Source organism: Candidatus Eremiobacterota bacterium (assembly GCA_031082125.1).
GTDB lineage: Bacteria > Vulcanimicrobiota > CADAWZ01 > CADAWZ01 > Ess09-12 > Ess09-12.
Map to the genome: position 1 here is coordinate 77,244 of JAVHLM010000027.1, position 14,209 is coordinate 91,452.

At 53.3% G+C, this 14,209-nt stretch carries 10 protein-coding genes; 5 read left to right on the forward strand and 5 right to left on the reverse strand.

All coding sequences use genetic code 11. The features are described 5' to 3' along the window. Positions 1 to 43: 43 nt before the first annotated feature. The 3 genes from RDV48_24210 to RDV48_24220 form a co-directional block, all read right to left on the reverse strand. Positions 44 to 2,599: a histidine kinase dimerization/phosphoacceptor domain -containing protein gene (locus RDV48_24210; GenBank protein MDQ7825929.1), complete on the reverse strand. Its 2,556-nt coding sequence runs from the start codon at positions 2,597 to 2,599 to the stop codon at positions 44 to 46. Between the two features lie 240 nt (positions 2,600 to 2,839). Continuing rightward, complete coding sequence (locus tag RDV48_24215; protein ID MDQ7825930.1) at positions 2,840 to 3,589, reverse strand: class I SAM-dependent methyltransferase; 750 nt, start codon at positions 3,587 to 3,589, stop codon at positions 2,840 to 2,842. Positions 3,590 to 3,698: 109 nt separating this feature from the next. Then, positions 3,699 to 6,872, reverse strand: coding sequence for a tetratricopeptide repeat protein (locus RDV48_24220; protein ID MDQ7825931.1), 3,174 nt, complete (start codon positions 6,870 to 6,872; stop codon positions 3,699 to 3,701). Positions 6,873 to 7,165: 293 nt separating this feature from the next. Between RDV48_24220 and RDV48_24225 the strand changes: the two genes are divergently transcribed. The 4 genes from RDV48_24225 to RDV48_24240 all read left to right on the forward strand — a co-directional run bounded on the left by RDV48_24225 (position 7,166) and on the right by RDV48_24240 (position 11,678). Beyond that, entirely contained in the window at positions 7,166 to 8,224 is a 1,059-nt protein-coding gene (locus RDV48_24225; protein ID MDQ7825932.1) for a hypothetical protein, read from the forward strand. A gap of 340 nt (positions 8,225 to 8,564) precedes the next feature. After that, the gene (locus RDV48_24230; protein MDQ7825933.1) at positions 8,565 to 9,725 is read left to right on the forward strand and encodes a hypothetical protein; all 1,161 of its coding nucleotides are present in this window, start codon (positions 8,565 to 8,567) and stop codon (positions 9,723 to 9,725) included. Positions 9,726 to 9,885: 160 nt separating this feature from the next. Then, on the forward strand, positions 9,886 to 10,974 hold the full coding sequence (locus RDV48_24235) for a PE-PPE domain-containing protein (GenBank protein ID MDQ7825934.1): 1,089 nt from the start codon (positions 9,886 to 9,888) through the stop codon (positions 10,972 to 10,974). A gap of 98 nt (positions 10,975 to 11,072) precedes the next feature. Then, entirely contained in the window at positions 11,073 to 11,678 is a 606-nt protein-coding gene (locus RDV48_24240) for a hypothetical protein (protein MDQ7825935.1), read from the forward strand. An 84-nt stretch (positions 11,679 to 11,762) separates the two neighbouring features. Here the strand turns inward: RDV48_24240 and RDV48_24245 are convergent, their stop codons facing one another. Further along, positions 11,763 to 12,557: a metallophosphoesterase gene (locus tag RDV48_24245; protein MDQ7825936.1), complete on the reverse strand. Its 795-nt coding sequence runs from the start codon at positions 12,555 to 12,557 to the stop codon at positions 11,763 to 11,765. Beyond that, on the reverse strand, positions 12,475 to 12,972 hold the full coding sequence (locus RDV48_24250) for a carboxypeptidase regulatory-like domain-containing protein (protein MDQ7825937.1): 498 nt from the start codon (positions 12,970 to 12,972) through the stop codon (positions 12,475 to 12,477). Before RDV48_24250 ends, RDV48_24245 begins: the two co-directional genes overlap by 83 nt. A gap of 194 nt (positions 12,973 to 13,166) precedes the next feature. Here RDV48_24250 and RDV48_24255 point away from each other — a divergent pair, with 194 nt between their 5' ends. Continuing rightward, positions 13,167 to 14,174 (forward strand): HAD family phosphatase, encoded by a 1,008-nt coding sequence (locus tag RDV48_24255; protein ID MDQ7825938.1) that lies wholly within the window; start codon positions 13,167 to 13,169, stop codon positions 14,172 to 14,174. Positions 14,175 to 14,209: the final 35 nt, after the last annotated feature.

The following is a 14,209-nucleotide window of genomic DNA, read 5'->3' on the forward strand; positions in this document are numbered from 1 at the left end:
TAATGCGCATTACTATAAAATCAACAGGAGGAAGAAAAGCACACTACTCCCCATCAAATTCCAGTGTGAACTTTGTCCCCCTGTGATGTTCAAGCCGGATGGTTCCCCTGAGCTGCTCCGCCAGCATGCCGACAAGCATCAGCCCGAAGCCGGTGGAGGCGGAAATATCAACCGACTCGGGAATGCCGACGCCGTCATCCTCTATGATAAGTGTCGCATGAGTGCCCTTCAAAGAAAGTGAAACACTTATCGCTCCCTTGTCTCTGCCTGTAAAGGCATACTTCATGGCGTTCGTCAGCAGCTCATTGAGAATAATGCCGAGAGGAGACAGGGTGTTTGCATCAAGGGTGAGGTCTTCAATATGTTTTTCAATTGCTACGAATCCCTTCCCGGGGAACATTCCGGTAATTTCATCGATCAAGGCGGTGAAGTATTCCTTTGTTGATATCTTTCTATAATCCGGAGCCATGTAAAGCTTGTCGTACAGAACCATCATGCTCTGGACGCGGCTTCTCGCATCCTCAAGGGAAGAAACGGCTGACGGGTCCCTTAATGTATTCGATTGCAGAGTGAGGAGGTTCATGAGGGTGCACATGTTGTTCTTAATCCTGTGGTGCACCTCTCTGAGGAGCAGTTCCTTCTCGGAGAGGAGGCTTTTTATTTTCTCTTCGGCCCTTGTGCGCTCGACGATCTCGCCTATCAGCCTGGCTGACGACTCAAGTCGCTTTTTTGCAATGTCGATTATATAGGAAGGCCTGGGCTGGTAAGTTTTTGCCATTTCAAGAAGCTTTTCCGCATTGACGCCGTAAAGGGAGGCGAGCTCATTTATTTTCTGAAGATCCTGGGGGGGAGTGCCATAGCCGAAATTTATCGAGCCTATCACGCCGTTGTCGGCGCAGATGGGAACTGCATAGATATGGATGCCCCCCTTGCATGCTATATCGACCGGGCGGCCGCTTTCCACGGAAGCCCTGGAAGCCTCGTTCCAGCACGACTCGTGGCAGAGCCATTTGCCGCTTGCGAGGGCTTCCCTGTCATCCCTGGTGCCGCAAAGGTTCCGCCCGGCCTCATCCATGAATTTGCACCACTCGGAAGTAAATATGCCGTAAGCATAATCGCCGTTCTTTTCATATATGGCGGCGCAGCTCTCAAGAAGGTCGAGGTAGTCATCTGCGATTTCTGACAGCGCGGCCTCTCCCACCGAATCCAGTATGAGGCGGCCTGTATTCAATCTGATAACATCAGCATTGGCCAGCCGGCCTGACTGTATTCTCAGCGCCCTGGGCTGCGCATTTTTGGTGAGCATCCACTCTATTTTCTGCAGCGCCTCTTCCGCCAGCCTGCGCTCAACCATGGTCCCGAGTATCTTCGCAACATAATCCAGCAGGGTCCTCTCTTCGTCAAGAAATAAGCCAATGCTTTCCGAGGGTTCTTTCTCGAGAAGAAATACCTCAACCGACCCCGCATGCTTTCCCGAAGCAGTGATGCCGGCGGAAAGCTTCCATGGTGTTTCCCTGAAGTTGTCCGTAGAGAACTCCCGTCCCTCGAAAGTGATTCTCGCACAGGTATTTTCGGGGGAGTACCAGCCTGGCGGAATAAGGTGAACCGCTTTTATGCACACTTCGTCGATGGATGTGCCGGACTCGGCGATTACCTTTGCTACCCCATAGAGGCAATTGAGCTCTTTCACCCGCTCGCCGAGGTCCCTGACTTTCTGGCGCAGTGTCTCCTCCACCTGCCTGTACTCAGTGATATCCTGGAAGGTGCCGAAGACCTTGCCCCGTTCGCGATCGGCTTTCCCGATCGCATGAACCCGGCGATGGTTCCCTTTGGCGGTGATAAAATCCAGCTCCACATCAAAGGGCTCGCCGAGCTCGATTGCGCTTTGCACGGCCCGCTCAATAACGGGTCTGGCCGCCGGTGCATAGAAGTCTATTCCCTTGCTCACTGTCGGCCTGTGAGTCAGATCAACTTCATGGATGCGGTATATCTCTTCAGTCCAGGCCTGTTCCATGGTGGCAATATCAAATTCCCAGCCGCCAACTTTTGCCATCTTTCCCGTTTCATTGAGGAGGACTTCACTCTCCCGGAGCTTTCTGTTGGTTTCAATGAGCTCTTCATTCTTCCTTTCCACGTTTCCAATAGCCTCACACAGTTCAAAGGCCATTTCAATGGAGGAAAGCAGCACGAAATTGCCGGAATTCTTTATCACATAGCCATAGCGGGTGATGCCGCGCACTTTTTCCACCATGTCCTGCTCGGCATGGGAGGTGAGGAACACGATGGGGAGGCCCCGGACTTCGAGAATCCGTTTCGCGGCCTCTGTGCCGTCGATGCCTTCGCCCAGATTGATATCCATCAGCACCAGGTCAATCGAAGGATCGGTTCTTGTTGCTTCAACGGCTGTTTCACCGGAGCTGACATTTGCCACCTCGTAGCCGTTTCTCTTCAACAGCTCCGTGACAATCAATGTGGCGACCGCCTCATCTTCGACGAGGAGAATCTTTTTGCGGGCAGTGCCGCTCATCACTGATGGAGTTTCAGCTTCCTGAGGCGAACTGTCACCGGGTGTGCCGCAGCAGTCTTTCATGGATGCCATGCCCTTTTCTGATAAGTGTCCTGAGAAGCGTTGAATTCTTGTTCTTTTGAGGAGAGGACTTCTTATATATACTGCGTACTAGATTTCTTCTGCAGAGAGAGAAATCCCTCTCCCGTTTCCTTCACAGGATTCATAGTGCTCCTTGCTCAAACGCTTTGCCTTTCCCCCTCTTCGCAGAGGCCGAACACCCTCTATTCCTGACTCCTTATACAGACCGCGCGGAAAAAGCGGTTATACCGATCACATCTGAGCTTTCCTCACAATTGCGTAATAGGCGAGACCACTCCAATTCTTGCCTTCCCTGAGCCATTCCGTATCGTTGTAATGCATCTGGAAGCCTTTCCTTGTGAAGAATTCGGCGATAGCCCCGTTGTTCTCGAATGCATTGACAAGCAGTCGAAGTGTCGGGCAATTGAAAGCCGCCGAATCTTCTTCACTTTCCCATATTGCTTCAAAATCTGAGGCGGGAATCTTGTTTTCTTCAAGCACCCGAATCAGTGCTTTATCACACCTGTCCGGATGGTGCAGCATGAAAAAAGCCATTCCTCCGGGTAGGAGCACGCGCAGGATCTCATCTGCGGATCGCTCCATGTCGGTATAACAAAGGGTGAAGGAATCCACGACGAGCTTGACGGATCCGCTCTTCAGCGGCAGGCGCTCGATTGAGCCCTTTATGAACTTGCCTTCGGCACCCATTTCCCCGAGCACGATGTCCAGCCCGATTGTGTTATACCCCGCCTGCCTGAGCTCGGCGCAAAGGGAGCCGTCGCTGCAGCCTACTTCGAGAATAACGTCCTGCCCCGTGAGATTCATTTTTTTCGCAAGCGCAAGAACCCTCAATAACATTTCTCTTTTCAACTCGGGAATCGTCTTCAGCTCCCACCGATCTACTGCCCAATAGCTCGCGGCCTGGTCTTCGACTGACGGGCCAAGCTTCTCTAATCCGGCCTTAATTTTCTCTATGAACGGTCTGCTCAAAACTCTTGCCACATGAATAGCCCTCCTGAAAATTGAAAGCTCTCGTGCATGGAACGCTTTAAGGAAGCTTGATTTCGGCTGCCCCCGGCCTCCGCAGATAGTATACAGGAAATTCCCGCCTTCACCGGCCCAGCCTGGTGAGGGCCTCACGGGCTTCCCGGTAGTCCGGCTTGAGCTCCAGGGCCTTCCGGTAGTCGTCAAGGGCACCCTTCACATTCCCCTGCTTCTCGCGCGTCACGCCCCTGTTGTACCAGGCCGGGGCATAATCGACCCTCAAGGCGAGAAAGGCGCTGAAATCCTCTTCAGAGGCCCTGTAATCGCCCAGCCTGTAACGGTCAAAAGCCCTGTTGTACCAGGCCTCGGCAAAGTCCCTGCCGAGCCTGATGCACTCGGTGTAATCGGAAGCGGCCCCGGCGTATTCACCGAGCAGGTCCCTTGCGACGCCCCTGTTGTACCAGGCCTTCCCATGGGAGGGCTTGAGCTCTATTGTCTTTGAGTAGTTCTCTATCGCCGCATGGTAATCTTTGAGATCCATATTTTCCAGGGCGCGCCTGTAGTATGCCTCGGCATCCTCAGCGGGCGGGGGAGGCGCGCTGCCCTGGGATGGCCTGACGGGGGCGCTTCCCGGGGGGAGCTTCCACCACGGGGCGCCCTGGGGGGAAGAAGCCTCGGGCTTCGGCAGAGGCCTGCCGGGCACAAGGGTAAGCGCCTCGCCGCATGATGCCTTCACTTCCTCTCCGGTGGCGGGCCTGCGCACGGTGACGGCGCCTTCAACGACTCTCACGGCAGTCTCCCCGCCCTTCCCCGCGTCAATGATGAAGCTCGTGCCTGAAGGGGTGACGACGGCCTCCCCGTCGGCAGAGACGGCGCTGGTGTTCACGAACTGCGCTTTGCCGAATTGGAGCTGCACATAGTCGTAGCCCTTGTCTATCGAGACCTTGTGCTCTCCCGGGCCGAAGCTCACCCATTCCTTTTTGCCGTCTTCAAAGTAGCCGTCGGAGAATTTCTGGAATGCCACCTTCACCTCTGGAGGCACCTCTATGGTATCTCCCTTTTTAAGCTCTATCGAAGGGCTGAAATCAATCAGGGCGCCGTTCCGCTTCACCTTGATCTTTTTCAGCGCCTCAGGAGAATCCGTCACGCCTTCCCACACATTTGCCGCCTTTATCCTGTATTTCTCTGCAAGCTTTGAAAGATCTCCCCCATATTTTAATCCCGGTGATGCCGCATTCAGCTTGGCATCCATGAATTCTTCTATGGTCCGGGCAGGCCTGATGGAAGTATAGAACTCCTGGTACTTTTGCACGGTATCGGTGTAATCCTTGAATACCGCCTCGGGATTCTTCATGCCGCCTTTATAGTAATCGCACAGAAAGCTCGTGATATTGCCTTCTATGATATTTCCGGGGCACACGTACCTGCCTGAGGCGTCAACAGAGTTCTTTTCCGTGTTGAATTCGGCATTATAGACCACCTTGTCTTTGGATTCATACCTGCAGAAAAGCTGGGCAAAAAAATGGGCTCCAGCCTCTTCAAAAGCAAGCTCTCCCGATTCATCCATCGCCGGCACCCATACGTTGTGCTCTCCGCCGACCCACTTGCCCTGGAGGGGGTAGCCCTTGAGATAATAGTCTGTGGGGTCCAGGATTTTATCCGACAGGAAATGCCCGATCTCATGGGCGAAATTCCTGTCGAACTGCTTCAGGCCATTGATGCTTGATATGCTTTTCCCGTCAATGGAGATAATCTTGCTCTGCGAGTCATATTCCGCCTTGGGTGAAGCAAGGTCCACCCTGGCGCTGAAGATAAGCTTCGCCTGCTCTTCCGGGAACCCGGCCTTTTTAAGGAACTCATATACTTTTTTCCTGGTGAGCTTCACATGATCCAGAAGGGTGGTCCTCAGCAGGTCCACTTTCCCCGGTACCACCACTTCCGCGCCGTCGCCCAGGTACGTGTCGTCCCTGCGGCTGACTTTTACCCTCACTCCCTTGGGAAAAGCCTTTGAAAACCTGCCCTCTTCACTGGTGAAAACCGTTTCTGTCGTCGCTTTGCCATTGCTTACATAGGCAAGGGTCAGCTTATCATAGACGCCATGATTTTCTTCGTCGTGCACAAAGACTTCAAGCAGGGATTCCGCCATTTCCTCGAGATTGAGGCTTATTGTGGCCTCATCGGCCTTTTTGCCGGTTCCCGGATTGGCTGCTGTGATTGTAAAGGTGACCGGCACTGTCGGCGAAGTCTTGAATCCTTTCACCTCCTCTCTCTGAGGAGCAGTGTAGATGAAATGGAAATTCCCCTGCGCATCGGTCTTTGCCAGTGAAGCAGAGAGCTTCCCCGCCTGGGGCTCACCCGTTATTTTTACCGGGTACCCCGCCACGCCCTTGCCGTCCCTGGTCCTGAGCCTCCCCGTTATTTTTGCGGGGGATTTTCCGTCTGCAGGCAAAGCCGTCCTGTCAATTTTCAAGTCAAGGAATGTCTCGGTAACGTGCTCTTCCTCAAGCTTGAGGCGCTCGACGCCGGAAAGCCTCGCCGCGAGCTTTTTCGCCAGATCGACAAGAACCGCATCGTCAAACAAGTTCTCGCTGTAAAGGTACACAAGGTAATTGCCGATATAACAATTAAGGTTATATCCCTTGTATACTTTCGGATCGGCGGGCTCATAAATATATGCCACGCACATATCCCCTATGCCGGGATACAGCTTATAGGTAATCTTATCGCCTTGGGAGGAAAGTTCAAAAACAAGGTCTTTCTCGGGGAGCTTGCGCGCTTTTATATAGGCTTTCATGCTGTTTCTTGCCTGCTCATTGAAAAATGCCTTCGAGCCGGCGCTTTCCAGGGGAAATTCAGTCACTGATATCTTCACATACGCATGATAGTAAGGCTCGGTGGAGAGAATTCTGTCTCCCTGGACAACCTGGGCTTTTTTGAGCCAGAAAGTCTGTGCGAAAGTATAAGTGTCAAAGGTGTAAACTTTGTCGCCAAATTTTGTGTCCCGCGCATACCTGTGGTCATAGGAATTGGATATCTCAAGATTTTCGGGGGCAAAGGAGGGTACATAGATATATTCGTTCTGAGGAGAAGAGCACTGTGAGCCCGTCCGAATAAACCTGACACCGTGCCAGCTTCTGCATGGATACTGCGCGAGCTCCTCCCGGGTAACCACAAGGCTTTTAAGTAATGGAGAAAGGGCGTCAAGCTTGATATTCTCAAGTTTCACCCCGGTCGGGTAGTTTATGGAGCCGAAGGAGCCGATGCCGGTATCATCCCCGGCAAAGGAGGGAATACTAATCAAACACGCCAGAAACAGCAAAATCAATACCAGGCTCCGCAGCGCTCTTTTCATTGCACCCCCGGAAGAAAAGGATAGGCAGGCGTTTTCCCGCCTCCCGTAAATTCTAACAGATTATCACTCTAAAGACAAGAAATGACCTTCACCGCCGGCCGGCCTCAGCGGGGCCTTGTTCCGCCGCACCAGTGATGGTATAATGAAAGAGGCTGCGCCATGGCACGAGAGCCCCGCTCCAGGGATGACGGAAGCGGGAAGCTCGTCGCGGCGGGTCTGAATCCCGGAATACAGGAGAGACAATGATGGATGAAAGAGAAGAGGAAGCAAAAAGGCCTCACGATGACCCTCCCGGTGAAGTGAGCGACAGGAGCCTGCAGCTGCGGATAGCGGGAGTGCTCCAGAGTCTCATAGGAATGGCCTCTGCGGCCCTGGCCTTCCTGATTCTGTTTTCAGGTTCGATCTTGAAAGGCTCTTCTCAGACAGCGATGTCGGGTATGATCGCCGCGAGCGTGGTATATGCCGTCATCGCGTTTTTCTTCATGATAACAGGCGTGGAAGCCATACGCCTTCGCCGCTGGGTTCGCCCGGTGATGCTCTCCGTCATGTGGCCCGCTCTTTTTGCGGGAATCTCGGCACTGGTTTTTTTCATCTTCATGATGCCGGCCATGAAAGGAACAATGACCGGCACCGCCGCAACAGGATCTGCGTTCATCATGGGAATGTCATGCGTGCTTGTCATGCTGGTGCTGATCTTCATCGTCATTCCTCTCTCTCTCTTATGGCTCTATCATGGCGGGCATGTGCGCCGTTACCTGGAATCCATTGATCCTCTTCCTTCTTGGGCCGATGCGGCGCCGATCCCTGTATTCGGCCTCGCACTGTGGACCCTGCTGATAGCGCTCCAGCCTCTTGCGGTTCTTCTCATAATGAAGAACTTCAACGTGTTTTTCTTTGGCAGAGCCCTTGGCGGCTACTGGCTCAGCGTTTATGCCCTGGGGTATTTATCGGTGGGCTCGCTGCTCGCCTACGGTCTTTACCGGATGAAGCCCTGGGCCTGGTGGCTCGCCCTGGTATTATCGGTGGTATCCTGTGTCTCAGTTGTTTTTAACGTGCTGTACCCGCCTTCTGCCAGGTCCCTTCTGAGCTCGTCCGGAATGCCCCCCGGGCAGGCTGAAGCCTCTATGGCGATGATGCAGTCCCTCAGGATGCCCACGGTAATTTTCGCAATACTGTGGGCCGTGCTGCTCGTCGGTTATGTGCTCTTTATCAGGCGCTACTTTACCGGGCGGAATGCCGGGCCTCAGGAGACTCCCCCGCCTCAGGAAGCCCCCCCGCCGTCTCAGTCCGGCGATCAATAGCCTCATCATTTGCAATGACTCTTGCCGCCAGCAGCGCCGCAGGCTACCAGATTGTTCTCACGGGGTACGGGGTGATCAAGGGGTCCGGCCTTTTTCCTCTCACTGACGCACGCCCCCGGGGTTTTTCTTTCTTAGGTCCCTCTCACCGCTCTTCTTAAAGCACTATTTAGACTTTTCCGGAAATTTATTGTATACTGTCTGCGGAGGCCGACGGAGGCCGGGATTAAAGTTCCTATCCTCCCTATAGGCCTTCCATCGCGGGAAGGCCAGGCTCCCCGCCCGGAAGAGAGGCTTGGACTCTGGTTTACTCCCCGCTGGTATCTCGCGAAAGGGGAATATCATGCAACGAGACATGGATCACTCAGGACGCGGCAGAAAGTGCTGTACAGCCGCACTTCTGGCTTTTTTGCTTATCCTGGCTATGCCGGCTGAGTCACGGGACCAGGACATAAGGGACATATACCTTGAAGCCTCTCACTTTTCTTATACGCCTCTTGATACGGGAGAGGACTGCGGGCGCCTGATAATGATCATTGACAGGCAGATCAGCCGGTTGAAGTCGCTCAGGGCATCTCTTCCCATGCAGGATGCACTGCAGCACCATCTGGCTTTTGATCTGAAGCATGCGGAAGCAGCAAGGGCTGAATTGCTCTCTCTCAGGACTCTCATTGAGAGCTCGGAACTGCGGCTGAGCAAGGAGGAGCGTGACAGGGCATATTCCATGGAGAGCCTCGAGTATGCGAAAACCAGGAAGTATGCCGAGGAGACGAAAGAGCATGCCCTGAAGTCGCCTGCGGGGTGCGCCGCAGAGCTGGGCCGCTGTTACATGACGATTGGTTACCGGGCAGCAATGCTGGAAGGCGTGCATGCTCTTTACAAGACTCTCATTGCGCTTCCCGAGCCAGAGCGCCATGTTGGCAAGGTTCCGGTGCCCGTGTATTTCTCCAATCCCCGGTACCAGGCAGTTGAGTTCGGCATGGTAATGATGGGCACCAAGCCCTCATGTTTCAGTGACTTTGTCATGATGGACTGCACCCGCTATGGCAGGGTCTGGAAATTGATGGGCCTGGAGCTGGAGCCTCTCCAGAGGGGAGTTCTTTACAACCCCGGGGCACTCAGGAAAATAATGGAGGATGACCCGGTTTTCTATGGCCGTTATGGGAAAACACCCCGGGAAGTAGTCTGCGCCACCTTTTCAAAGATGGATTCCGTAGGTGAGCTGCTGGGATATGGCAAAGCACGGAATATAGAAATGACGCTTCCCTCAATCGAGTTTTACGGCAGGACGAGCAGGAAGCAGATCATGGCTTTTCGCATCAAGCCTGAAGATATCAGCAGGCTGGTGCCTCACTATTGCCACGCGATAAAGGAAGTTACCGGCGAGGATTCGGACGTCATCCTGACATATGACCCTGATAAGAGCGTCGAGAAAAGATATGGAATCAGGTATATCATCTTCAAGATGGAGAGAATGTCCGACACTCCCGTGGAATATGAATGACCATGCACACCGGAAATGCAGTATTGCTCTTTTTCTGATGCTCTCCAATATTAACATTTCGCGGAGGAAAAGTTAACCTGGATTTTACAATATTTCCTTTATCGGCTCCGGTGACGCGGTGATAATAAGAGAAAGAAGCACTGCCGGGAGGAGCACGATAATGAGCATAGGTCATCTGAGCGCGCTGAGACTTGATGCCGTCACCGTGAACAGGGGAAGAGGCAGGCCGCAAGTGTCAGAAGGGGAAGCAAAGAATGAGGAGACGCCGAAAGATTCAATAGCGGTATCACAGGACCTCCAGGAAGAAGAGGCAGGCACTCCTGAAAAGATCGCGCCTGAAGTTCCCAGGGGGGCGCTCGGTGGGCTATTTGATGGCATCGGGAAAGCCTTCGGGGGGATTCTCGAGGGGATAGGCAAAGCGGTGCAGGGAATCTTTGCGGGCATATTCGGGAAAACCACCGCAGGTGCCGATGAGCAGGATGGCGAGCAGATCATGCAGGAATACGAGCCGAAGAATGATTCGGCCGGAGAGCGGGCTCGTGCGGAGGAGGCCGATAAAAAGACCTCGGTCATCTTCGTGAATGGAGCAGGAACACACAGGGAAGAGGCAGTTAAAGGCGCAGAGATGCTCTCCGGCACGCTGGGGAGAAATGTGGATCTCATCCATAATGCGACGGCGATGACCAGGTCGGAAGGGGGGCTCCTGAGCCCTCTCATCAATGCTGTCGGCATGACAGGCTTTTTGACGGATCTTCAGCAGGTTGGTGACGATCATGCGGGGCGAGGAACGAATCAATGCGTTGAGGAAGTGAAGAACGAGCTTAGAAAACGCCTTATGGCAGGGGAAGATGTCGATATCATCGGCCACAGCCAGGGAACCACCATAATTGCGCGCGCGATCAAGGAGCTTAACGAGGAGCATAACCCGGGAATCAATTTTCAGAATCTTCATGTGATCAATATGGGGGGAACAGCGGAAAGGCAGGACTACGGCACTGCGGATTTCAACTATGATCACGTGGAGCTGCCGGGCGATCATGCGGCGTATACCGTGGGAGAGCTTGTCCCGGAGCAGGATCGCGCGAGAAGAGATGCCGAGTTCGACGAGCTTATCAAGGGCTCCATAAAAGGCTTTCTTGCCGAGGGAGGGAATTACAACAGGGATCACGACCCAAGGAGAATACTGGATGAGAGCACTACCGCGGGCCTCCTGAACATCCAGAAGATAGCAAAGCTTTTTGATAGCTGATCCGCATCCTCTGCTTCGCTCACCTATATCATGGATGCAAATCTGTCTTGACAAATGGTACAATCTGTTCTTACCAGGAATTCCTCAGGAGGGATACTATGGGAAGCACTATAGAGGGGAACACTCCTTCTCTCAATGCGAATCAATATGGAAATATCCATTATCGGACTTCTTCTGCAGCAAAGGATAAATCCACTACGCCAAAGGGAGGGGGAATATCAGAAAAGGGTGGGGTATCCTTCAGCCCGGAAGCCCGGAGCACTCTCAATCCAGCCACTGAAAAGCGCTTCACTTCTGAAGCCAGGAAGGACCCGGGAATTCAGCAGTTAAAAAACAACTTCAGCCCTGGAGCCATAAAGGCTTATGAAGGACTCACAAAAGGCGAAAAGTCCCGATTGAAAAATACTCTGAATGGCACTACCACGAAGAAGGGTAAATTAACCGATATAGAGATAGATAACAGGAAATCTTTTATCAGCGGTCATCCTTATGTTACCAAGGGGCTTGGCCCTCTTAACGGAGAGCAGAGCAGCCTCAATACATTTGATGAGAAACAAAAGGAATATGATAATTTGTCACGAGAAGGGAAAATCACCCGGGATGAACATGCCCGGCGCACTGAAATGAACCGGAGATTTAAAGAAATGAGCCCTGAACAGCGCAAATCCTTTATGGAAATGATGCGTCTCGATAGCTCTCTTTAAGGATGCGGCCTTGAGCGCTGCGCCGCGTCAGTCATACTCGGTTATTTCAAAGGTACAGCTCTGGACTGTGGATGCGGTGAAAGGTCATGCTGCCAAAGAAGCCTGGGTAATAGCGCCTCTGCAGATAATCTCTGGTATACTTATCATAGAGTATTCATACTCTCGCCTCTCAGGGAGCCCGCGAGATGAGATTGCGTGCATACCCGTAATCCGCTCCGCAATGACCAGCCTCACCCCCTTCTGCGTGAAGAGGGGAGTCAGCCCATTGATGATGTCATCGTCGACGAACATGCAGTCCCAGGCCGGCGTGTGCATGAAGACTATCTTCCAGGCTTTACCGGCGCTGTCCAGGTCTTTTGACAGCCACTCGTACTGGTCCGTGCCGGGGGTGTAATCGCGATGCATCCATGTATCGACGACTGCGACGTGGATCGGCCCGTAGTCGAAGGAGTAGTAGAAGCGATCATTGCGCGGGAACATGGCATAGGGCCAGTATTTCAGAAGAAGCTGCCCGCCTATCACGGAGTCGATGCCGGCGCAGTTGGAGAGGTAGCATTCGTGGTTTCCGATAGAAGTCATGATCGGCAGCGTCGATTCGAGCTGCATCTGGCCCGGGTAGCAGCGATTGAAGTACTGGGTGTCCCAGTAGGCTTCGTCGAGGCCATGGCGGACCACGTCCCCGTCGTTGAGGATAAGAGTCTGCCGGAGAGCGCTCCCGCTCATATCGCTCATGATCGCCTTGCAGACGTTCTCATGGTCATTGACGGGCCCCCACAGGTAATGGTTTGCCCTTGTATCACCGTAGGCATAGAAGGAGAGCTCCTTTGCCGATGCGCCGGGAGCTGTCCTGAAGGAGCCGGCCTCGCTCTGGCCGTCCACGGTGACCCTGTAATAGTATGGTCATTGAACCCGAATAACCGAGGTATCCCTGGCAGCTGGCAGTCACCTGCGCGGTCCCGGGGGAAAGACCATCTATTTCATAGTGGCCGATCCAGTCGCTGAGCGTGGTCTTGCCGCCGATGATGACCTGGGCTCCCTGGATTTCTTCATGTGAATCACTGTCGTAGACGATGCCGGTGACGGTGCCGGTGGTGCCCTGTGAAGGGCTGACTGATGGCGAGGGGCTCGGCGATGAGCTCGGGGAGGGAAGGGGCGAAGGAGATGGCTCGAAAGAGCCGCCGTAACCCACCAGAGGCGCCGGTGATGAGGCGCTCTGCCCGCAGCCGGTGAGTGTGAACGCCAGGAGAAGCGCTGCCATCAAAAGAGTGAGAGGGAGCAATAAACGATTCCGCATAAGAGGCCCTCCTGCGGGCTATTGAAGATTTCACGAGGACCATATCCACCCTTTCTCAATATTCGCCGCCCGCCAGCCAGATCCCGCCCTGACCGTCGTCATCACGATTCATAATGGTATATTGCCATGCTATTTTCAGCACACGAAATAAGTGGTATAATTTATACAAATTGAAGTGATTCCGGGAGGGGCATATGCTTGAAAATATATCTCCTATTAATAATCAGATGCTTTATGGCACTCTGGAATCACCTGCAATACCCGAAGCAAAAGACACTCCCGGTTCTGCAGGTGATGGTTTTGTATCTTCGAAGATGCGTCCTTTGGATGCACCCGGCGGCACAAATCTCTCAACACGGGGATCAAACTGCGAGGTAAAATTATCACAAAACTTTGCCGGGGCAGAAGCAGATAGTGCATCAGGTTGCAGAGAAGCGCACACCAGTGACATTCCCACGTTGAAGCCCGATGCGCCATACGCTTTGTTCGATTTCGATGGCACATTGAGTCGCGGCTTCATATCCATGGATTTCCTCGATTATGCTCATGAGAAAGGCCTTTACAGTGATAAGGAATACCGTCATCAGATGGACATACTGGACAAGTACAAAAATAAGACGATGTCATATGATGACTGGGTGGAAGAATGGGGACGCTCCTGGGCGCGGGGACTTGAAGGCAGGAAACAGTCGGATTTAGATGCTGCCGCCAAAGTTTTCTTTGAAAGCTTTAAGGGTAATATTTATCCGGAGGCTGAACGAATTGTCGCGGAGCTTCGCTCCCGCGGATACAGCACTGTCATGGTATCTGCAGGCGTATCCGAGACAGCGGATATCGCCGGCAGAGAGCTGGGATTTGATGCTGTCATTGCTACCCGCTGCAAGGTAATCGATGGTGTATATACAGGTGAGCTGGCAACTTCGCTGCACACGGCATCAGGTAAAGGCAAAATGGTTGATGAGCTTGAAGCCGCATATGGCGCACCCACCTTCGCCTTCGGCGACTCTTCAGGCGACATCGGCATGTTGAGCCGTTCCCGCCATCCCGTGTGCTTGAATCCCAATTCCGAATTGAGAACCGTGGCCCGCCAGAAAGGCTGGGAACGGATGCCCATATCATCTGGTGTTACCTATTTACAGGATGTTCTGGCCAGGGAAGCCTCTTCCCCGCTTAACGAAAACTGGAACATGGCAAAGATTTGAGCCTCCCCTGAAATGAGCACCTGAGAGACGAATTC